This window comes from Roseateles sp. AC306, assembly GCF_979253795.1.
Window position 1 is genome coordinate 1 of record NZ_CEEDEB010000119.1, and the last position, 246, is coordinate 246.

At 50.4% G+C, this 246-nt stretch carries 1 protein-coding gene; it reads right to left on the reverse strand.

Annotation, left to right across the window (positions count from 1 at the left end):
• A partial coding sequence (locus tag AC0IZJ_RS28630; RefSeq protein WP_471855664.1) for a DUF3313 domain-containing protein occupies window positions 1-232 on the reverse strand: 232 nt, incomplete at its 3' end.
• Between the last annotated feature and the right edge of the window lie 14 nt (window positions 233-246).

A 246-nucleotide genomic window follows, 5' to 3' on the forward strand; every position in this document is an offset into this window, starting at 1 on the left:
GTTTATTAGTCGCTGCATCAATCAGCTCACCTTCAAAATAGAGGCGAGTATCCATGGTACGGTGGCCTGTAGCCATTTGCGTCCCCGCAACCACTAATGCAACAGGAACCACTTCATAGAATTGCAGCCCTTCTTTGCTGGTATCTACACCGGTAATGGCCCCACGGAAAATCAGACTACGCGGCCCAGCGGTGGTAACCAGTGGTTTACGCTGCGCTATCGCTTCTTTCATTTCGGTGTTGGTAT